The sequence below is a fragment of the Caballeronia pedi genome (genome assembly GCF_001544915.2).
Lineage (GTDB): Bacteria > Pseudomonadota > Gammaproteobacteria > Burkholderiales > Burkholderiaceae > Caballeronia > Caballeronia pedi.
The window spans coordinates 219,936-238,131 of the sequence record NZ_FCOE02000009.1; the positions used below are offsets into that span (position 1 = coordinate 219,936).

Below are 18,196 nucleotides of genomic sequence, written 5' to 3' on the forward strand. Positions count from 1 at the left end.
GCGCGTTTTAGCCTTGCCGACCTACACTCTCGCCGCGCCCGTCAGCGCCGAAATCGACATCCGCAAGAGCCGTTTCATCGCGCTCGCGATTCCCGTCGCGGATCGCAATGAAGCCATGCGCGAACTCGAACGCCTGCGCGCGGCGCATCCCGCCGCGACGCATGTCTGCTGGGCGCTGCTCGCGGGCGGGCAGTCGGGCATGTCGGATGACGGCGAGCCGTCCGGCACCGCCGGGCGGCCGATTCTCGAAGTGCTGCGGCATCACGAAGTCGATGGCGTGCTGGCCGCGGTCGTGCGTTACTACGGCGGCATCAAGCTGGGCGCGGGCGGCCTCGTGCGCGCCTACACCGATGCGATCGCCAGCGCGATGCAACTGGCCGAGCGCGTGGAGCGCATCGAGCGCGCTTCGATCACGATCGAAGTCGACTATGCCGACGAAGCGCGCGTGCGCCGCTGGATCGAGCAGAACGACGCCGAACTCGTGCAGAGCGAATACGGGATGACCGTGCGTCTCGTCGTGCGCATGGCCGCCGTCGCGCGTGAACCGGCGGCCGTCGAATTGCGCGATCTCACCAACGGCCGCGCGGTTGTCGAGGTAGAAGCGTGACGCACGCCCTGGCGCTGGTCATCGAGCCGGCGGGATATCTGGTCGCGGTGAGAGACGGCGAAACGCTGCTCGAAGCAGCGCTGCGCGCGGGGCTATCGCTGCCGCGCTCGTGTCGCAATGGAACCTGCCGCGCGTGCCTGTGCCGGATCGTCGGCGGCGAGATCGCGTATCGCGTCGAATGGCCGGGACTGACTGCCGAGGAAAAAGACGAGGGCTGGATTCTGCCGTGCGTCGCGTTGGCGCAAACCGACGTGACGATCGATCAACCCGACGCGCGCGAGGCCGCACCCGATCCCCGGCCGGTCCGCTCGCGCGGCTTCTGAGCGCGGGTATTTCGGGATTGTCGTCTCGATTCAACGACCTACGATGTGATTCCCGAGTCCGCATGTGCGCGTTTCGTACAAAGTGCGTGCAGGGTATAGCTCAAAAAGTGTACAATTGCGTTTTGCCCTAAATTCTGGCAGGGCCAGATCAACCGAGATTTCAATGACTAAAGTACTGTTGAAAGAGAACGAGCCTTTCGACGTCGCCATGCGTCGTTTTCGCCGTACCGTCGAACGCACGGGCCTGATTCAAGAGCTCAAGTCGCGCATGGCCTATGAAAAGCCGACCACCGAGCGCAAGCGCAAGAAAGCTGCTGCTGTTGCTCGTCTGCGCAAGCAGATCCGTCGCGCGCAACTGCCGAAGAAGTTCTATTGATCGATGCGGGGCGCACTGCCCTCGTCTGTCTGAACAGGATCGGCACTGCAACCTGAGATCGATCGGGTCGCGGATTCGCGCGCAGGTCGCGTGAAAGCTCGCGGAGTAGCGCACTTCTTGTTGCGCCCGTTTCGATAAGGTTGGCAAGATCGCACAGAAGCCTGCATGAGTGAATGCTCATGCAGGCTTTTCGTGCTTTTGGGGAGGTTCGATCAGGCAACCGATCTGGATTCGGCTTTGAATGAAAACGCGCGCGCGAAAGCAAAGAGCCCGGTAGAACCGGGCTCTTTGCTTGACGATTTGGTTGCGGGGGTAGGATTTGAACCTACGACCTTCGGGTTATGAGCCCGACGAGCTGCCAGACTGCTCCACCCCGCGTCTGAAGAATTAAATTATAGACGAGATCATTCTACGAAGTCAAATGTTCTTTGCGCCCAAAGGATTCGCCGCCGGTTGTGTGTGCGCCTTCCCGGCGGCATCGGCATTGACCGCCGCCGCCACCGCAAGCTGATGCGCCCGCGACAGCTTGCCGAGCAGCGGCAACAGCACGATGGCGACGACCGCCCCGCCCGTCGCCAGCCAGCCGAGCCCGAAGAACAGTTTGGTGTACAACGGCAGCGATTGAATCGCTTCGAGGTTGCCGGACGGCATGCGCGCAAAATTGGCCACGACGCTGCCGAGATACTGCGACACGCCCGTCGCGACGAAATACGCGCCCATCATGAAGCCGCTCATGCGGGCCGGGACATAACGCGCGATCATCGCGAGGCCGAGGCCCGATACGAGCAGTTCGCCCAACGAATAGAGCCCGTAGCCCGCCACCATGAACCACGACGACACACGCCCGTCCACCGCATAGCGTCCGCTCAGACCGAACACGAAGAAGCCGACCGCCACGACGACGAAACCCAGCGCGTATTTCACCGCCACCGGAATATCGCGGCCGCGCCGCGCCTGCCGCGTGTAGACGAACGCGAGAATCGGGCTCAGCAGCATGATCCAGATCGGATTGAGCGCCTGAAACTGCGCCGCGCTCCAAGTGAACAGCCCGGCGCCAGCGACCGAGAACATCGGATCGACGTTGCGCAGCGCAAACAGCGTCAGCGATGTCGACATCTGCTGATAGAACACGAAGAACAGAATGACCTGAAGCGTGAGGATCAGCGCGGCGACGAGACCCGCGCGCTCGTTGCGATCGCACTTCGTGAGCATGTAACCGAAAATCGCCAGGATCGCGACGCCTGCCGTATAGACACACGCGACGGCCACCTCTTTGTGCTCCAGGATGAACACCGTCGATGCCGCCAGCGCCACGCCGCCCGCCGCGACCACGAACGCGTGCTTCCAGCGGATCGGCTCGTCATCCGGCGCGGAGCCGACGCGCGCGAGCGTCTCGCGCATCATCGCGAAATTGAGCAGGCCGAGCACCATGCCGCCGCAACATACGGCGAACGCCGCGTGCCAGCCCCAGTGATCCTTGATCCACGGCGTCGCCAGCATCGAGAAGGTCGAGCCGATATTCACCGCCATGTAATAGATGGTGAACGCGCTGTCGATGCGCGAATCATCGCCCTCGTAGATGCGCCGCACGAGATTCGCCGCGTTGGACTTGAAAAGCCCGTTGCCGACGACGATCACGCCCAGCGACGCGTACATGAACCCGAGCGTGTCGATCGGCAGCGCGAGCATCAGGTAACCCAGCGCGAGCACGATCGCGCCCGCGGTCATGGTGCGGCGCGCGCCGAGCACCTTGTCGCCGATCCAGCCGCCGATCGACGGCGCGGAAAACACCAGCGCGGTGAAGGCGCCCCAGGTCAGATTGGCGTGCTCGTCGGTGAAGCCGATTTTGTCGACCATGAACAGCACGAGCAGCGCAGCCATGCCGTAATAACCGAAACGCTCCCACATTTCGATCAGAAAGACGGTCGTGAACGAGCGCGTCTGCGAGGGGCCGGACGGGTGAGTAAGCATCGAAGAAGATCCTTCAAACAGCGATAAGCGGACCGGCGCCATCGAAGCGCCGATCACCTGCGATAAAACCGGCGGGATTATCGCAAATTACGGCCAGTCGTCTGTTTTATGGCAGCAAATGATGCCAATAGTCATGTTCCCTAGGTCGCCGGCCGGCGTACGAAAGCCAGCATGACGCCGAAGCCGATCATGAGCGCACCACTCACGCGATTGAACCAGGTGAACCCGCGCGCACCGCGCGAGAGCGTGCCCAGACGCGCGCCCAGTGCCGCATAGATGACGATCGCCACGAGTTCGAGCAGCAGGAACGTCACGCCGAGAATCGCGAAGCTCGTCGCGTATGCGCCTCGATCGACGAATTGCGGGAAAAACGCCGTGAAGACGAGTATCGCCTTCGGATTGCCCGCGGCGACCCAGAATTCCTGCTTGGTGAGCCGCGCGAGACTCACCGGGCCGCGCGCCACGCCCTCTTCTCTCTCGACGAGCGACGGCCCCGAGCGGATCAGCTTCACGCCGATCCAGACGAGATAGGCGGCGCCAGCGAGCTTGATCGCCGTGAAGAGCGTCTGCGACGCGAGCAGCAACGCACCGAGCCCGAGGCCCGCGATGGCGATCATGATCGCGAACGCGACGATCCGTCCGGACGACGCCAGCACCGATGCGCGCACGCCATCACGCGCGCCGTTCGACAGCGACAGCACGTTGTTCGGCCCAAAGGCCATGTTGATGGCGAAACACGCGGGGAGAAAAAGCGCGAAGGTCTGAAGCGACATGGCACACCTGCGAACCAGCGGAAGCGAGACCGCTAAGTTAGCACGCGTGCCGCGTCCTCAAAAGCGTTAGAAGCGATGACGGATGCCCGTGCTCAGCATCAGCTGATTGCGGCCGCTCGACGGATCGTTGGTGTTGATTACCGCCGGCGCGCCCGACGACGCGCGTTGATAGATCGACTCCAGATAGACATCCGTGCGCTTGGAGAGCAGATAGTCCACTTGCAGCGCGCCTTCGTGCCAGTGCGCGCCGCCACCGTTGGTGTACACGTACATGCCCGCGAGCTGGATGGCCGGTGTCAGCTTGTAGATGCCGTTGATCTCGTAGTTGTTGAGCCCGAGCGAGGGCTGCAGGTCGCCGGTGTCGGCATCGGTGACGCCGGAGTTGATCGCGCGGGAGAACGCGCCGCTCAAGGTGAAGTCGCCGATCTCGTAGCTCATGCCGACGCCGAAGGTGTTCTGCTGCTGCACGTTCGCGTTGAAGACGGTGTTCGACGAGCCGGGCAGCGTGAGCGAGTCGTACGCGCCGCTCGTCGTGTTGCCGCGCCCGTTGTTGTGCAGGTACGCCGCACCCGCATTGAAGGAGCCCGCCGAGTAGTTCGCCCCGACGCTATATGCGCGGTTGTTCGAGAACGCGCCCGCCTGGTTGGAAAACGCGTATAGGCCGCCAAAGCTGAAGCCGCCATAGGTTGCGCTCGTGTACTTGATGGAGTTCGAGGCGAGGAACGAATTGTTGGCGTTGTCGTTGTCGAACACGTGCGCGAACGCGGTGCCGCCCGTGTTGCCGGTCAGCGTGAAGGTCTGGAAATAATCGTGGATCGAATCGTACTGGTGACCGAAGGTGACCGTGCCGAGCGTCTCGGTGCCGATGCCGACGTATGCCGGATGATCGTTGAAGCCTTCGCCTGTGGCGACTGAGAAGCCGCGCTCGAGCCGGAAGATCGCGCGCGCGCCGCCGCCCAGATCTTCGGTGCCTTGCAAGCCCCAGTAGCTGCCGTCGATCGTGCCCGACGTCAGCCGATATTGCGAATGGCCGCCCACGTTGTTGACATACGCGATGCCGGCGTCGAGTTCGCCGTAAAGCTGCACGGAACTCTGCGCCCAGGCCGCCGCCGGGATACCGCCGAGCGCCGCGCATACCATCGAAAGCGCCAGCCGGCGCGCGTCGGGCGCGGCGACTTGGCCGCTCGCGGAGCTCATCGACGCAGCGCGGCGCGTTTTCGGGCGAATCGGCATGGCAGTCTCCAGTGATTCAGGACTTAAAGGATTGTCAGTTTTGTGAAGGAGCTTGTCAGTCAAAAAAACGCGCCCGCGTGCATCTGTGTCCTGGAACCAACGAACGACCGTTTGCCACACGCTTTCATCTTGCCGGGATGGCGCAATTCAGCGTAGCCGGCGTGCCGCCGGAGTTGCCGATAGAATCGACTCGACTTCAGCCAACCCGACCACGCACCATGTCCCATAAGACTCGCGCCATTCTCACCGGCCACACGCGCGGACTCGGCGCCGCACTCGCCGAGCTTCTGCTCGCTCAGGGCGTCGACGTGCTCGCGATCTCGCGACAGCGCAACGACGAACTCGCCGCGCGCCATCCCGGCAAACTGCAGGAGATCGAACTGGATCTCGCCGATCTGCACAAACTCACCGAATGGCTGTCGGGCGACGCCCTGCCGCGCTTCGTCGCCGGCGCGGAGCGCGTGCTCCTGATCAACAACGCGGGAATGCTCGCGCCGGTCGGCAGTCTCGCGACTCAGGAGGCCGCCACCGTCGTGCGCGCAGTCAGCCTGAACGTAGCTGCTCCGATGACGCTCGCGGCCGCGGTCGTCCAGGCAAGCGAACAGGCGGCCGACACGCGCATCGTTCATATTTCCAGCGGCGCGGCACGCAGCGCCTACCCCGGATGGAGCGTTTACTGCGCGACCAAGGCGGCGCTCGATCATCACGCGCGCGCGGTCGCGCTCGACGGCCATCGCGCGCTGCGCATCGCGAGCGTCGCGCCGGGCGTCGTGGACACCGACATGCAGGCGGAAATCCGCGGCACGGACCCCGAACGCTTCCCGATGCGCGAACGCTTCGAGGCGCTCAAGCGCGACGGCCAGCTCTCGACGCCGGAAGCGTCGGCGCGCAAGGTGATCGACCATTTGTTGAGCGACGCGTTCGGTGACACGCCGACCGTGGATGTGCGCGATTTGAAGTAATTATGGAATTCGGCGGCTTATGACTTGCTTATGGCTCGCCCGAGCCGCCGCTCACGCGGCTGCGGCCGTCGCGCGCGCCGAGCCGAGCGCATCGCGCGAAAGCGCGTCCGCACGGAGGTTGCGCGCACGCGGAATCCACTGGAGCCGTACATCGCCGATCTGCGCGATGAGCGCGCGGACGCGCGCCGCGTGATGCGTGAGCGACGCGATGGTCGCGCCATCCGGCGAATTCACGTCGTCGATGACGACGCGGCTGTCGCCATGGATCACGAGGTCGACGGCGCCTTCGCGCGACGCTGCTTCGAGCACCGCGATAAGCGCGAGATATTCCGCCGCGCTGCTGTCGCCCACGCCTGATGCGTTGCTGATCTCGAACGTCTCGCCGGCCGGCCCGATCAGCACGCCGCCGATGCCCAGCCGTCCGGGATTCGGCAGCGCGGAGCCGTCGAACCAGCCGCGCCATCCGCCTGTTTCGACCTGAACCTTGCGCTGCTTCGCCTGATTCGCCCGCTCGGCGCGGCGCGTCTCGCGCGAGCGCATCGACTCGGCGTTGCGGGTTTGCGCGGCGCGGCGCGCATCGACGAGATCACGCAAGCTTTGCTCGCCCGCCGCCTTTTCGAGTGTCCTGACGAGCGCCGCGTGCTCGGAGATCGCAGCGCCTCTGGCAAGCCGGCGGCTTTGCATGCGTTCTTTTCTGTACGCAACGGCAAGCAATTCCTCGAAAGCGATCATGGGCAGCGAACGGATTGGACGATGCCCGAGCTTAGCAGACGCGCATGACGCTTCATGGGTACGCCCGTTGCTGATAAACACGCGTGCACGGCAACGACTTCAAGGAGCGGATCATGAGTCAATCGATGGAGCAGTCTTCGGACGGCGCGAAAATCGTCGGCAAGGGTGCGGCGACGGCGGCGGGCCCTGGTCCCGACGTGATGGCCGCGAGCACGCTCGACGGCAATTCGGTGATCAGCAGCGACGGTCACGACGTCGGCTCGCTCAAGGAAATCATGCTTGACGTGACGAGCGGACGCATTGCGTATGCGGTGTTGTCGAGCGGCGGTTTTCTCGGCATCGGCGACAAGTTGCTCGCGGTGCCGTGGAGCGCGCTCACGCTCGATACCGACAATCGCTGCTTCCGGCTCGACGCGACCGCAGAACAGGTGCGCAACTCGCCGGGATTCGACAAGGACGCGTGGCCGTCGATGGCGGATCGTGTCTGGGCCAGCACGGTGCATCAGCACTACGGACGCGAGCCGTATTGGTCGAACGACCGCGCGAGCGATATCGGCCGGACCGGCGCGATTCCGCCGGGAGGTGTGGACGCGCCCGAAGCGGGTGGCGTAAAGCTATAACAAAAATTTGCGGCGCGTCCGCTCAGTCGCGCGGACGCTCTCCGACCTGAACGTCGACGCCTTCGGTCTCGCCCATCAGCGCGCGCAGGACGTCGCCCGCGAAGTCCTCGATGGCAAAGTGCCATTCGAGCGAGCCGACCGGGAAGTCGTTGGGATTGCACTTGCCCTGCGCACGGCGAATCGCACCGACCGAGAGACTCAGCGCGCGTGCGTGCTGAAAGTGCGGATCGTCCGAGTCGAGGGACGGGAATTGATCGTTATCCATGACATCCTTAACGGTCCCGGCCGACGAAACTTTAGGCCTGCTTCGAACGCGCAATCGTTTGCGCGCATTCGCGCTTTTTAGCCCATGCAACCCTATCGAAATCTCGCCGGCAATTCGGGCGTCGAAGCATTCGACATCCTGCGCGACGGCATCAAGGTGCGCTTCGTCAATGGCGGGACATACTTGTATGACTATCGCGTGCCCGGTCGCACGCGCGTCGAGGAAATGAAGCAGCTTGCCCGCGCCGGACGCGGGCTTAGTACCTATATCGCGAAGTTCGGAGCGGAGTATGCCGAAAAAATCGACTAGCTGCCCGAAGCGGGATTTTACGCGAGATCGCGACGATTTCTTCGGACGAATGGATACGCCGTCTCAGCGCGCTGACGGCAGGTGCGGAACGCTTTCGTTGACCGTGGTGTTCAGTTGATGAAGCTGGCGCTGCAATTTGTTGAGTTGCGCCTGTGCCGCGACGCGCCGTCCTTCGAGTTGCGCCAGTTCCTTGCGGACTTCCTGCTGTTTCAATGCAACTTCCTGATCCTGCGTTCCGCCGCGCTGAAGATCGACGCGCACGCGGTCGATCTGTGCTTCGGATTCCGCAATGAGACGTGAAAATTGTTCGTTTTGCGCTTCGAGATGCGCACGCCGCATTTCGGCGTCGGCAAGACGCATGGCCTGTTCGACGAAATGGCGAAATGCCGGCTCCGCCGCGTCGATATCGCCGGCCTTGAGCACGCGCCAGACGGCGTCGTCGTGATACAGCACGGCGTAATAGACCAGTTCGCGCGGATAGAACAGCAGACTCGCCGAGTAGGCAAAACTCTGAAACGTGCGGAAGGTCGAGAGCGCACCCTGCTGAACGAGCCATTCGACTTCGGCGAGTTGCGCCGCCTTCAGCGCTTGCTTGGCCGATTGCGGTGACGAAACCGCAGCGGGGCGCAGTGGCGTTACGCGCGTCGAAGGCGATGGGATTGCCGGGACATCATCGTCCGTGGGCACGTCTTCGGCTTGAATATCGGGCGCGGGAAAACGGACTGGACCGTTCGACTTTTGACGCACGAGAAACGATGGCGCATTGTCGAGCAAGCTCCCTCTTCTGCTCAGCAGGCTTTTCACGATGGCTCCCTGGCCGGTCTATTTTTCAGGACCCGCCGTCTTGCAGTATGTTGGCGGAAAAACGGGACCGCAACGCGCGCTATTCGAACTTCCTGAATGCAGAGCCCGATTAATCTGCATGACGAACGACATCGTGTCGTTCTCAATCGAATAAGCTGTTGAATCCAAGTATAGGCGAGACGTCCAGCGATTCAAACGAAGTGCGCCGCGCCGATAACACGGGAAATTGATACAAAAAATCACGCGGCGCGAATCAAACTCCGCCGCTTGAAACGATGAATGTCACGAATGGTGATAAAACGCCTGAGTGCCGCTGATTCGCATTTTCGCCATCTGGGCCGAGCGTGCTTTCGACATCAACGCGATCATTCGCATGATCCTGATGCCCTGAATGCCGCAGGTGACGCCCGGCGTGTTCGCCACGCGTGATTCCAGCGAGCCCATTACACCGTGCAGATCGGCGATCGGCGCGAGCGGGCCGGCATTGACGATCATGGTGGCGAGCGCCGACGCCGGGCGCGGCACGTCGGCTTCCGGGTGCTCGACGGGAAAAAAATCCACAAAATGAGCCGGCGTTTCAACAGACTGCCGCCCTTCGCTGCGATCCCGAAAATATTCGCAAGCCGCTTCGAGATGCGCGACCGGTGTCTGTTCTGCACGCCGAGCAACCGCGGCGCAACGTTGCAGTTTCCAGTTTTCGCGCTGGCTCGCGAGCGCGATCAAATCCGCGACGCGCGTGCGCAATTCCGTTTCGCGGCGCGCAATCAATGCGCGCACCATATGCGCTTCTTCGCCCGATTGATCGGGCAAACGATCGCGCCATTCCAGTAAATCGTTGAGTGTGATCGACATGAGAGACTCCGTGGCGTACTGCCTATCGAGCCGGATTCAGGTAGTTCGAGATTGTTTGGATCGCGAATTGTAATGGACTGCGTTCCTGATCGCCTGCTCAATATCCTATCTGTTTATCGGTCGTTTAGCCGCATTTCAGACATAAATAAGGACAGTCTTAAGCCGGTCGCGCGCGGCACGTTCGATGCTGACAAAGGTGTAAGCGGCGCAACGGCGCCGGACTCAAGGAGACGGACATGAGAACCACCACCGTAATCGCTGGCGCGCTCCTCGCGCTTGCCAGCACGGCCGCGCTTTCGCAGGAAATGTCGCGCGATCAACTGATGCAGCGCCAGCAGCAAATGCAGCCCGGCAAGGGCGAACCCATGCCGGCGCCGCGCGCGGGGGATTCGTCGCAAGGCGGTGTGCAGTCCGGCACATCGGGCAGCGGTACCCTGATGCAGCAGCGCGAACAAGGCATGTCGCCGAATCAGGCGCCGACTTCGCCATCGACGGGGACGATCAAGCAATAGCGCGCGGCCCGGGCGAAACGCCGGTGTAAAGCTTCGTCACGCACGAAAGTAATCGGATTTCTCCGAGCGTTTTTTACCGCCAAAGCCGCTTAAATTCGGTCCTTCCCTTCTTACAAGAGGCTTAAAACCGTGAAGGACCTGCAAATTTCCGTCGATCCGCACGGCCACGCGACGCTCTCGCCATCCGTTCAAATCAGCGGGCATGCCGCCAACTCCGCACTGCACTATCACGGCGAGAGTCAGCCCGCTGAATTGTTGATCACGCATTGAGCGTTCGAACATCAAGCGTTCTATCGATGGCCTTCGCTGCTGTGTTCCTTTCGAGCGGCGCGCCCGCCATGGCGAGATACACCGAACACTGGATGTCGCGTGCGGAACTTTCGCGCACCCAGTCGCACGGTGTTGCATCGCGAGAAAGCAACAAGGAACAGACTAAGGCGCGGACCCCGGCGGTCGCCACGGCAACCGAGGATGACCCCATCGCCGCATTCGCACGCGGGCCGCGTTCGCAAGGCAAAGCGAATCGCCGCTGACCTTATGCCGCCGCGGTCGAAAAGGTATTGGCAGCGTTTTACGCGACTATTCCGATTCCATTTCCGGCTGCATCGACTATCCTTTTGAATGTCGTAAGAGGTGGGTTGCATGGGCCGCTGCGCCCTGCCATGTGCGAGAGTCCATCGAGCATTATTAGAGGCGCAGTCATACCGTGGCGCCCACTACTCTTACGACATCCCTCCTGCTTGATCTCCCTCCCCTCCCGTACGCGCGCCCGTCGCCATCGGCTCCATCTCGATTCAGTAGTTATCCGAACTTTCGACGAGTCATGCAAGGTCATGCAAGCCGTATCGCGCCTGCTTCCAACGCGCTAGGAAAACGATGAAAATTGGCGCGGGTTTGAACTGATCCCAGCGGAGCTTCAAGACAGCGCCGTGCGGAACTCAACGACGCGCCGCTCACGAGACCCGCCTCGATTTGTCGACGCAGAAAAAAGAAAAGCCCTTGAAGATCAAGGGCTTGGGATTCTGGCGGAGAGAGGGTCCGCCATAAAACCTTTATTTATAAGGCTTCTGGTAGATTATAACTTTCTACCCGCCTACCAACCCGCCTACGGACTGAGTGTCTTACTGCAGTTGCGGCGCGGCCACCGATAGCGCTGGCCTTGAGCGTACCTTGCGGTGCAAAACACGCCGGTGCCCAAAAAGCAGTAGCACCAATGGCAGCTAGCGCCCTCGCGTGCCTGCCCTAACCGATGCCTTAATGAATTCGGAGGGCCTGGAAACGACCCTTTATCGACATTCCCCATCCTGAAGTTAAATGACCGGTTTCCATTTTGGACCAGCCGATTCCGTCGTCGCCGCTGCAACACTTAACGGCCAAACCCGCGCACGCCTTCCCGCATCCATCCCGAACTGGAATGAGCCTTATCCCTTTCCGCCAGTTCCCGCAGCGATGGCGAATCGCTACATTGCACGTCAACGCAATCGCGAGAGCACAACTCCCTGGCGCTCTGGCTTATTCAAGGAATGATCATGGCGAAGCTGTTCACCCCCGTTCGAATCGGTGCTTACCCTCTTTCACATCGCGTCGCGCTCGCGCCGATGACCCGTTTGCGCACCACCCAGCCTGGCGATGTCCCCAGCGCGATGATGGCCGACTTTTACGGACAGCGGGCGTCGGAAGGCGGTCTGGAAATCGTCGAAGCGGCCAGCGTCTCGGTGCAGGCACGTTCCTACCTCGGCGCCGCGAGCATCTATCACGACGGTCAGCTGGAAGGCTGGAAAGCCATTACTAAGGCCGTGCACTCGAAAGGCGGCCGCGTCTTCCTGCAACTGATCCACGGCGGCCGTCAGAGCCACGTAGAAATGACGGGCGGCGTCGATCCTGTCGCCCCGTCTGTCGTGCCGTTCGACGGCGTCGCGGTCACGAAGGACGGCTTCGTCCCCGCGTCGCAGCATCGTTCGCTCGCTATCGACGAGATTCCCGGCATCGTCGAAGACTTTCGCGCCGCTGCGCAACGTGCAAAGGACGCGGGCTTCGATGGCGTCGAGCTGCACGCGGCAAACGGCTATCTCGTCGACCAGTTCATCCAGGACGGCACCAACAAACGCACCGACGCCTACGGCGGTCCGATCGAGAACCGCGTGCGCTTCCTGCGCGAAACCCTCGAAGCGCTGATCTCCGTGTGGAGCGCGGACCGCGTCGGCGTGCGAATCTCGCCGTCGGGCGAATGGGGCGGCATCTCGGACAGCGATCCCGAAGCCACGTTCAGCTACGTCGCGCGCATGCTGGACTCGTATGAGATCGCGTATCTGCATGTGATCGAGCCGCGCGTCAAAGGCGACGAAACGCTGCATCACAATCATGCGCCTGTCGCCACGAAGTATCTACGCGAGCACTTCTCCGGGCCGATCATCGCTGCGGGCGGATTCGATCGCGCGAGCGCCATCGCGATCGTCGAATCGGGCGATGCCGATCTCGTTGCATTCGGCCGCCACTTTTCTTCAAATCCGGATCTGCCGTATCGCCTGAAGCACGATCTGCCCCTCACGCCGTATGTGCGCGCTGCTTTCTGGGGCGGCTCGGCGGAAGACTATTCGGACTTCCTCACGTATGAAGAGTCGCGCGTGCTGGAAGGTGCGCAAGCGCGTGCAACCGCGGACGCGGCCGAAGACGCCTGAACCTGCTCGCTGCCGCGGATGCGTTCGTTCATCTCGATGCGCGCATCATGCGGCTTGCGGCCTGCCATGCCCCGTCATCCGTTCGGGCGCGAACTCGGGCGCAAGGCACGCTTCGACGAACGCCGTGAACTGACGGGCCTTGCTGCTCGCAAGGCGTCCCGTCGGATACACGGCGGACAGGGGAATGGGCGGCAGCATCCAGTCGTCCATCACCGACACGACCACGCCCGATTTCAGCTCCGGCCAGAATGCCCATTCCGATGCGACGACCAGCCCCATATCCGCGAAGACGGCCGCGCGAAGGCCTTCCGTCGCGGAGATTCTCACGCGGCCTTGCAGCCGGACGAGCAGCTCGGTCGCTTCCTTGCGGAACCTCCAGTCTTCGCCGCCGCCGAGATCACACGTGTAGACGACGGCGCGATGCGCGGACAGATCGTCGGGCGTCTGCGGCATGCCGTGCCGTTCGAAATAGGCGGGTGTCGCGAGCACGCGCCGCCGCGCGATGCCGATGCGGCGCGCCGTCATGTTCGAATCCGCCAGTTCGCCCATGCGCAGTGCGAGGTCGATGCCCTCTTCGACGAGATCGATGTTGCGATCGTCGAGCACGAGTTCGAGATCGAGGTCGGGATGCAGTTCGAGAAACGCCGGCAATCGAGGCACGATGTGCAGCCGTGCAAAGCACACCGCCGCCGACACTCGCAGCTTGCCGGTCAAACCCGCCGCGGTGCCGCGCGCTGCGAGCACGGCCTCGTCGGCCTCTTCGACGGCACGTCTCGCGCGCTGGTAGAAGTTCTGGCCCGCTTCCGTCGGCGTGAGCGCGCGCGTCGAGCGCAGCAGGAGTTTCACGCCGAGCCATTCTTCGAGTTGCGCCACGGCTTTCGATACGGCCGGCTGGCCGATGTCGAAGTGTCGCGCCGCCGCCGAAAACGAACCGGTATCGACGACGCGGATAAATATTTCGATCGCCGCAAGGCGGTCCATCGCGATTCTCCCTCACTCAGTTGGCGGCAATCAGCTCATCCGCTCTCGACAGAAACAGCTTCAGCACAGGCGATGCATTCGAACGACTGTAGCCGATGGCGAGATCGACCGTCGGCGCCTCGCCTTCGAGCGGCCGGCTCACGACCGACCACGGCAGCAGATTGTTCGCGTACTCGGGCATCAGCGACAGACCGCGCGTCGAAGCGACGAGCGACATGGCCATCGCAAGATTGTCGACGCCATGCTCGGGCTTCGGATCGAGCCCATTCTCTTGCAGATATCGCGCAACCACATCATGCAGCACGCGCGCCTTGTTCGACGCCATCACGAACGTCTCGCCCCGCAGGTCCGACGGGTGGATCGCCGTCTTTGCCGTCAGCCGGTGATCGCTCGGCATCAGCACGATGAGCTTCTCGCGATAGACGACGCGATAGTCGAGATCCAGCCCCGGCTCCGTGCGCACGAACGCAAGATCGAGCTTGCCGCGCGCCACGGCGTCCGCGAGATCGGGCGAATAGCCGCTCGACACCGTGACGTCGATGTTCGGCAACTCGTCGCGCAACACCTTCATCGCGCGCGGCAGCCAAATCATTTCCTGCCCCGTCAGAAAGCCGAGCGCGAAGACCTGCTTCGCGGGACGCGCCGCACGGCGCGCGGCTTCGATCGCGGCATCGACCTGCGCGAGCGCCAGCCGCGCATGGTCGAGAAAGGCCTTGCCCGACGCCGTCAGCTCGACGCCGCGCGCGCTGCGGCTGAACAGTGCCGCGCGCACCTCGTCTTCGAGATCACGAATCTGCCGGCTCAGCGACGGTTGCGAGGTGAACAGCCGCTGTTCGGCGGCGACTGTGAGGCTGCCCGTTTCCGCTACGGCAACGAAATAGCGCAGATGGCGTAGCTCCATGCTTTCTCCCGTTTTCGCCTCGCTGTGCCGCGCCGTTCGTGGCCATGCTTCCAAGGCATGCCAGCAAGCCTACAAAGTCTTTTTCGGTTGCGCAAGCGACGGCTAGATTACCTACCAGGAGCACATCGAACAGTGGGAAAGCCGGCAGCGCGGTTTCACAGCCATACCTGCGCGCTATTGCTGAACGACACGCTCGTCAACCTAACGGAGCTTCGTCATGAACGACCTCGCAGGAAAAACCGCGCTCGTCACGGGCGCATCGCGCGGCATCGGCCGGGCCATCGCTCTCGCACTCGGCCGAGCCGGCGCGCAGGTGCTGGTGCACTACAGCAGCAACGAAGCGGCCGCCGATTCCGTCGTCGCCGAGATCGTGGCGAGCGGCGCCCAGGCGCAGAAAGTCGCCGCCGATCTTCGCACCGCCGACGGTCCCCATACGCTCGCCCGCCGCGTCAGTGCGGTCGTCGGCGGACGGCTTGACGTGCTGGTCGCCAACGCAGGCATCGCCACTGCCGCGAGCATCGAAGAGACGACCGTCGAGGATTTCGATGACCTCTTCGCCGTCAACGTGCGCGCGCCCTACTTCCTCGTCCAGCAGCTTCTGCCGATGCTGTGCAAAGGCAGCAGCGTCGTGCTGCTTTCGTCGCTGGCTTCGCGCGCAGCCGTGGGCGAGCTGGCCGCGTACGCCGCGACCAAAGGCGCCATCGATACGCTCGTGCGCCACTTCGCGTCCGCGCTCGGCGAGCGTGGCGTGCGCGTGAATGCCGTCGCGCCCGGCGTCGTCGCGACCGACATGTCCAGCTTCGTGACCACCGACGCCGGCCGCGACTATGCGCTGAGCCTGCAAGCGCTGAAGCGCGTCGCGCAGCCCGACGATATCGCCGGTGCAGTGACTTTCCTTGCTTCCGACAGCGCGAACTGGATCACGGGCGACACCCTGCGCGTCGACGGCGGATCGAAGCTCTGACCGCGACGTGATTATCGCATCAATCAATAAGGTATCCAGAATGACAACCAAGAACTTAAAACTGTTTTCATCGACGAAGGTAGGACGACTGCAACTGTCACATCGTGTGGTCCTCGCACCGATGACGCGCCTGCGTTCCGACTCCGACGACAGTCCGAGCGCAATGATGATCGAGTACTACAGGCAGCGCGCGTCGCAAGGCGGTCTGCTGATTACAGAGAGTGCGCATCCTTCGTATGACAGCCGCGGCTATCTCGGCGCACCGGGGATCTACACCGACGAACACATTGAAGCGTGGAAGAAGATCACCGACGCCGTTCACGCGAAAGGCGCGCACATCTTCATGCAGATCGCGCACGACGGCCGTCAGTCGCACGTCGATCTGAGCTGGGGCAACCCGCCCGTCGCGCCCTCAGTCGTTCCGTACGAAACCACCGTATTCACGCAAAACGGCTGGGTTCCAAATTCGCCGCATCGCGCGCTGGAAACGAATGAGATTCCGGCCATCGTCGAATCGCTCCGTCACGCGGCGGAGCGCGCAAAAGCCGCGGGCTTCGACGGCGTCGAGTTGCACAACGCGAACGGCTATCTCGCCGACACGTTCCTGCAGGACGGCACGAACAAACGCACGGACGCGTATGGCGGCACGATCGAGAAGCGCGCGCGCTTTTCGCTGGAACTGGTCGACGCCTTCGCGTCCGTGTGGGGTGCGGATCGTGTAGGCGTGCGCGTGTCGCCGAGCGGTCGCTGGGGCGCGATCTCCGACAGCAATCCCGAAGCAACCTTCGGTCATTTCGCCGCGCGTCTGAACGGCTATGGCCTCGCTTATCTGCATGTCATCGAACCGCGCGTGATGGGCACGGAAACGCTCGACGCGGGTCAGGCACCCGTTGCGTCATCGTTCCTGCGCAAGTTATTCGACGGACCGATCATCGCCGCCGGCGGCTTCGATCGTGCCGGGGCCGAGCAGATCGTTCAGCGCGGCGATGCCGATCTCGTTGCATTCGGCCGCTGGTTCTCGTCGAACCCGGATTTGCCCGAGCGCCTGCGCCGCAATCTACCGCTCACGCCCTATCAGCGCGACGCCTTTTGGGGCGGAGACGAACGCGCCTACACCGACTTTCCCGCCCATGACGAGACGGGCAGCCATGCAACCATCTGATTTGAGGAGCAAGCCGTGTCTACCAGCAACTCGACGAATACAAAAGCCGTGAAAATTCCCGGTCCCGATCATCCGATCACGATCGAGCGCAATCCGTCGCGCGTCGTGGTCACCCTGGCCGGCCACACTGTCGCCGACACGCGCAACGCGCTGACGCTGCGTGAAGCGCACTATCCGGCCGTGTTCTACATCCCGAGAAAGGACGTCGACATGACTCTGCTCGAACGCTCCGGTCATGCGACGTACTGCCCGTACAAGGGCGATGCCGCGTACTTCTCGATTCTGTCGGGCGGCGAGCGCGCCGTCAACGCAATCTGGACTTACGAGTCGCCCTACCCCTTCGTCGAAGCGATCCGCGATCACCTCGCGTTCTACCCCGACCGCGTCGATTCGATCGACGAACACGCCTGAGGAGCCGACATGAACGAACCGAAAGTGGTGCTCGTCACGGGCGCATTGAGCGGCATCGGTCGCGCAACCGCGCTCGCCTTCGCGCGTTCGAAATCCCGCGTCGCGATTTCAGGCCGGCGCACAGACGAAGGTCTTGCGCTCGTCGACGCGCTGCGTTCGCTCGGCGCGCAAGCCGAGTTCATCGAGGCGGACATCCGTGACGAAAACGACGTGCAGGCGCTCGTCGAGCGCACGGTCGCGCGCTTCGGAAGACTCGATATCGCCGTGAACGCGGCTGGCACGGAAGGCGAAGCCGGGCTCGTCGTCGAACAGACGGCCGCGCGCTATACGGCCGTGTTCGACGCCAACGTGCTCGGCAACTTGCTCGCAATGAAGCACGAACTCCGCGCGATGTCGGCGCAAGGCAGCGGCAGCATCGTCAACGTGTCGTCGACGATGGGCGCGCGTGGCGCCGCGGGCGCGTCGCTGTACGTCGCCAGCAAGCATGCCGTCGAAGGACTGACAAAATCGGCGGCGCTCGAAGCTGCCACGTTCGGCGTGCGCGTCAACGCCGTCGCGCCCGGACCTGTGCAAACGCCAATGCTCGACAGACTCACGCAGACGTCCGAACGCAAGGCTGCATTTCTCGACACCGTGCCGCTCAAACGCGCCGGCACGCCCGACGAGATCGCCGAAGCCGTTGTATACGTGGCGTCAGCCAGCTTTATGACGGGCGAAGTGCTGCGCGTGAACGGGGGCAGGACCGCGTCTTGAGACTAGA

General features: G+C 62.9%; 22 protein-coding genes and 1 tRNA gene. 13 read left to right on the top strand and 10 right to left on the bottom strand.

Features of this window, described 5'->3' with window-relative positions:
• Positions 1 to 13 precede the first annotated feature (13 nt).
• The 3 genes from AWB80_RS16590 (at position 14) to rpsU (ending at position 1,306) form a co-directional block, all read left to right on the top strand.
• Positions 14 to 607, top strand: a complete 594-nt coding sequence (locus AWB80_RS16590; protein ID WP_061175755.1) for an IMPACT family protein — start codon at positions 14 to 16, stop codon at positions 605 to 607.
• Positions 604 to 930 (top strand): 2Fe-2S iron-sulfur cluster-binding protein, encoded by a 327-nt coding sequence (locus AWB80_RS16595; RefSeq protein ID WP_087131336.1) that lies wholly within the window; start codon positions 604 to 606, stop codon positions 928 to 930. Before AWB80_RS16590 ends, AWB80_RS16595 begins: the two co-directional genes overlap by 4 nt.
• A gap of 163 nt (positions 931 to 1,093) precedes the next feature.
• Positions 1,094 to 1,306, top strand: coding sequence for a 30S ribosomal protein S21 (rpsU, locus tag AWB80_RS16600; RefSeq protein WP_006999077.1), 213 nt, complete (start codon positions 1,094 to 1,096; stop codon positions 1,304 to 1,306).
• A gap of 301 nt (positions 1,307 to 1,607) precedes the next feature.
• Here the strand turns inward: rpsU and AWB80_RS16605 are convergent.
• The 4 genes from AWB80_RS16605 to AWB80_RS16620 form a co-directional block, all read right to left on the bottom strand.
• Positions 1,608 to 1,684 (bottom strand) — tRNA-Met (locus AWB80_RS16605).
• A gap of 39 nt (positions 1,685 to 1,723) precedes the next feature.
• The gene (locus AWB80_RS16610; RefSeq protein WP_061175827.1) at positions 1,724 to 3,277 is read right to left on the bottom strand and encodes a peptide MFS transporter; all 1,554 of its coding nucleotides are present in this window, start codon (positions 3,275 to 3,277) and stop codon (positions 1,724 to 1,726) included.
• Between the two features lie 140 nt (positions 3,278 to 3,417).
• A complete protein-coding gene (locus tag AWB80_RS16615; protein ID WP_061175756.1) occupies positions 3,418 to 4,050 on the bottom strand; it encodes a LysE family translocator in 633 nt (210 codons plus the stop codon).
• 66 nt (positions 4,051 to 4,116) lie between these two features.
• A complete protein-coding gene (locus AWB80_RS16620) occupies positions 4,117 to 5,283 on the bottom strand; it encodes a porin (protein ID WP_425266855.1) in 1,167 nt (388 codons plus the stop codon).
• Between the two features lie 218 nt (positions 5,284 to 5,501).
• Between AWB80_RS16620 and AWB80_RS16625 the strand changes: the two genes are divergently transcribed.
• A complete protein-coding gene (locus AWB80_RS16625; protein ID WP_061175757.1) occupies positions 5,502 to 6,245 on the top strand; it encodes an SDR family oxidoreductase in 744 nt (247 codons plus the stop codon).
• A 51-nt stretch (positions 6,246 to 6,296) separates the two neighbouring features.
• Here the strand turns inward: AWB80_RS16625 and AWB80_RS16630 are convergent, their stop codons facing one another.
• Positions 6,297 to 6,929: a ribonuclease HI family protein gene (locus tag AWB80_RS16630; protein WP_341866815.1), complete on the bottom strand. Its 633-nt coding sequence runs from the start codon at positions 6,927 to 6,929 to the stop codon at positions 6,297 to 6,299.
• A 161-nt stretch (positions 6,930 to 7,090) separates the two neighbouring features.
• On the opposite strand from AWB80_RS16630, the gene AWB80_RS16635 reads away from it, so the two are divergent.
• Positions 7,091 to 7,597: a PRC-barrel domain-containing protein gene (locus AWB80_RS16635; RefSeq protein WP_061175829.1), complete on the top strand. Its 507-nt coding sequence runs from the start codon at positions 7,091 to 7,093 to the stop codon at positions 7,595 to 7,597.
• A gap of 22 nt (positions 7,598 to 7,619) precedes the next feature.
• Here the strand turns inward: AWB80_RS16635 and AWB80_RS16640 are convergent, their stop codons facing one another.
• Positions 7,620 to 7,862, bottom strand: coding sequence for a hypothetical protein (locus AWB80_RS16640; RefSeq protein ID WP_061175759.1), 243 nt, complete (start codon positions 7,860 to 7,862; stop codon positions 7,620 to 7,622).
• Between the two features lie 84 nt (positions 7,863 to 7,946).
• On the opposite strand from AWB80_RS16640, the gene AWB80_RS16645 reads away from it, so the two are divergent.
• Positions 7,947 to 8,171, top strand: a complete 225-nt coding sequence (locus tag AWB80_RS16645) for a response regulator (RefSeq protein WP_061175760.1) — start codon at positions 7,947 to 7,949, stop codon at positions 8,169 to 8,171.
• A 63-nt stretch (positions 8,172 to 8,234) separates the two neighbouring features.
• Here AWB80_RS16645 and AWB80_RS16650 read toward each other — a convergent pair whose 3' ends face one another.
• Together AWB80_RS16650 and AWB80_RS16655 are read right to left on the bottom strand one after the other, a co-directional pair.
• Complete coding sequence (locus AWB80_RS16650) at positions 8,235 to 8,945, bottom strand: DUF2968 domain-containing protein (RefSeq protein ID WP_087131338.1); 711 nt, start codon at positions 8,943 to 8,945, stop codon at positions 8,235 to 8,237.
• Positions 8,946 to 9,257: 312 nt separating this feature from the next.
• Positions 9,258 to 9,698, bottom strand: coding sequence for a hypothetical protein (locus tag AWB80_RS16655; RefSeq protein ID WP_244206534.1), 441 nt, complete (start codon positions 9,696 to 9,698; stop codon positions 9,258 to 9,260).
• A 365-nt stretch (positions 9,699 to 10,063) separates the two neighbouring features.
• Between AWB80_RS16655 and AWB80_RS16660 the strand changes: the two genes are divergently transcribed.
• From AWB80_RS16660 to AWB80_RS16670, 3 genes are all read left to right on the top strand, one after another.
• Positions 10,064 to 10,339, top strand: coding sequence for a hypothetical protein (locus AWB80_RS16660; protein WP_061175763.1), 276 nt, complete (start codon positions 10,064 to 10,066; stop codon positions 10,337 to 10,339).
• A gap of 129 nt (positions 10,340 to 10,468) precedes the next feature.
• Positions 10,469 to 10,609: a hypothetical protein gene (locus AWB80_RS44005; protein WP_160147449.1), complete on the top strand. Its 141-nt coding sequence runs from the start codon at positions 10,469 to 10,471 to the stop codon at positions 10,607 to 10,609.
• Between the two features lie 1,259 nt (positions 10,610 to 11,868).
• A complete protein-coding gene (locus tag AWB80_RS16670) occupies positions 11,869 to 13,017 on the top strand; it encodes an alkene reductase (protein WP_061175830.1) in 1,149 nt (382 codons plus the stop codon).
• 45 nt (positions 13,018 to 13,062) lie between these two features.
• Here AWB80_RS16670 and AWB80_RS16675 read toward each other — a convergent pair whose 3' ends face one another.
• Both AWB80_RS16675 and AWB80_RS16680 read right to left on the bottom strand, forming a co-directional pair.
• Entirely contained in the window at positions 13,063 to 13,998 is a 936-nt protein-coding gene (locus AWB80_RS16675) for a LysR family transcriptional regulator (protein WP_061175765.1), read from the bottom strand.
• A gap of 16 nt (positions 13,999 to 14,014) precedes the next feature.
• Positions 14,015 to 14,899, bottom strand: a complete 885-nt coding sequence (locus AWB80_RS16680; protein ID WP_061175766.1) for a LysR family transcriptional regulator — start codon at positions 14,897 to 14,899, stop codon at positions 14,015 to 14,017.
• 217 nt (positions 14,900 to 15,116) lie between these two features.
• Here AWB80_RS16680 and AWB80_RS16685 point away from each other — a divergent pair, with 217 nt between their 5' ends.
• From AWB80_RS16685 to AWB80_RS16700, 4 genes are read left to right on the top strand one after another with little or no spacing between them, the layout of a single operon-like run.
• On the top strand, positions 15,117 to 15,863 hold the full coding sequence (locus AWB80_RS16685) for an SDR family NAD(P)-dependent oxidoreductase (protein ID WP_061175767.1): 747 nt from the start codon (positions 15,117 to 15,119) through the stop codon (positions 15,861 to 15,863).
• Positions 15,864 to 15,903: 40 nt separating this feature from the next.
• A complete protein-coding gene (locus AWB80_RS16690; protein WP_061175768.1) occupies positions 15,904 to 17,025 on the top strand; it encodes an alkene reductase in 1,122 nt (373 codons plus the stop codon).
• Between the two features lie 15 nt (positions 17,026 to 17,040).
• Complete coding sequence (locus tag AWB80_RS16695) at positions 17,041 to 17,436, top strand: DUF427 domain-containing protein (RefSeq protein ID WP_061175769.1); 396 nt, start codon at positions 17,041 to 17,043, stop codon at positions 17,434 to 17,436.
• 9 nt (positions 17,437 to 17,445) lie between these two features.
• Positions 17,446 to 18,189, top strand: a complete 744-nt coding sequence (locus AWB80_RS16700; protein WP_061175770.1) for an SDR family NAD(P)-dependent oxidoreductase — start codon at positions 17,446 to 17,448, stop codon at positions 18,187 to 18,189.
• Positions 18,190 to 18,196: the final 7 nt, after the last annotated feature.

Coding starts and splice junctions, on each gene's coding strand:
- rpsU (WP_006999077.1), top strand. CDS start 1,094: ATGACTAAAGTACTGTTGAAAGAGAACGAGCCTTTCGACGTCGCCATG.
- AWB80_RS16610 (WP_061175827.1), bottom strand. CDS start 3,277: ATGCTTACTCACCCGTCCGGCCCCTCGCAGACGCGCTCGTTCACGACC.
- AWB80_RS16615 (WP_061175756.1), bottom strand. CDS start 4,050: ATGTCGCTTCAGACCTTCGCGCTTTTTCTCCCCGCGTGTTTCGCCATC.
- AWB80_RS16620 (WP_425266855.1), bottom strand. CDS start 5,283: ATGCCGATTCGCCCGAAAACGCGCCGCGCTGCGTCGATGAGCTCCGCG.
- AWB80_RS16625 (WP_061175757.1), top strand. CDS start 5,502: ATGTCCCATAAGACTCGCGCCATTCTCACCGGCCACACGCGCGGACTC.
- AWB80_RS16630 (WP_341866815.1), bottom strand. CDS start 6,929: ATGCAAAGCCGCCGGCTTGCCAGAGGCGCTGCGATCTCCGAGCACGCG.
- AWB80_RS16635 (WP_061175829.1), top strand. CDS start 7,091: ATGAGTCAATCGATGGAGCAGTCTTCGGACGGCGCGAAAATCGTCGGC.
- AWB80_RS16640 (WP_061175759.1), bottom strand. CDS start 7,862: ATGGATAACGATCAATTCCCGTCCCTCGACTCGGACGATCCGCACTTT.
- AWB80_RS16645 (WP_061175760.1), top strand. CDS start 7,947: ATGCAACCCTATCGAAATCTCGCCGGCAATTCGGGCGTCGAAGCATTC.
- AWB80_RS16660 (WP_061175763.1), top strand. CDS start 10,064: ATGAGAACCACCACCGTAATCGCTGGCGCGCTCCTCGCGCTTGCCAGC.
- AWB80_RS16670 (WP_061175830.1), top strand. CDS start 11,869: ATGGCGAAGCTGTTCACCCCCGTTCGAATCGGTGCTTACCCTCTTTCA.
- AWB80_RS16675 (WP_061175765.1), bottom strand. CDS start 13,998: ATGGACCGCCTTGCGGCGATCGAAATATTTATCCGCGTCGTCGATACC.
- AWB80_RS16680 (WP_061175766.1), bottom strand. CDS start 14,899: ATGGAGCTACGCCATCTGCGCTATTTCGTTGCCGTAGCGGAAACGGGC.
- AWB80_RS16685 (WP_061175767.1), top strand. CDS start 15,117: ATGAACGACCTCGCAGGAAAAACCGCGCTCGTCACGGGCGCATCGCGC.
- AWB80_RS16690 (WP_061175768.1), top strand. CDS start 15,904: ATGACAACCAAGAACTTAAAACTGTTTTCATCGACGAAGGTAGGACGA.
- AWB80_RS16700 (WP_061175770.1), top strand. CDS start 17,446: ATGAACGAACCGAAAGTGGTGCTCGTCACGGGCGCATTGAGCGGCATC.